1 protein-coding gene is annotated in these 285 nt (G+C 62.8%); it reads right to left on the minus strand.

What is annotated here, in order from left to right; all coding sequences use genetic code 11:
• On the minus strand, window positions 1-285 hold a 285-nt coding region (locus tag XalbCFBP2523_RS16090), incomplete at both ends, for a condensation domain-containing protein (RefSeq protein ID WP_146084173.1).

Consider the following 285-nt stretch of genomic DNA (forward strand, 5'->3'; position numbering starts at 1 on the left):
GAACCCGACACCTCCACCCGCAACGCCAGCGTGTTCACGAAGAACCCGATCAGCCCTTCGGTCTCCGACCTCCCACGATTGGCCACCGGGCTACCAATGACAACATCGTCCTGTCCAGACAGACGCGACAACAACAGTGCCCAACTGGCCAGTAACGTCATATACAGCGTCAGCCCATGCCGCTGGCTCAGTGCCTTCAGCGCCTGCAACTGCTGTGGCTCCACGACCACTTCCAGTGTTGCTCCGGCATGGTCCTGCCGGGGCGGACGCGGACGATCCGTCGGC

Source organism: Xanthomonas albilineans (assembly GCF_002939705.1).
GTDB lineage: Bacteria > Pseudomonadota > Gammaproteobacteria > Xanthomonadales > Xanthomonadaceae > Xanthomonas_A > Xanthomonas_A albilineans.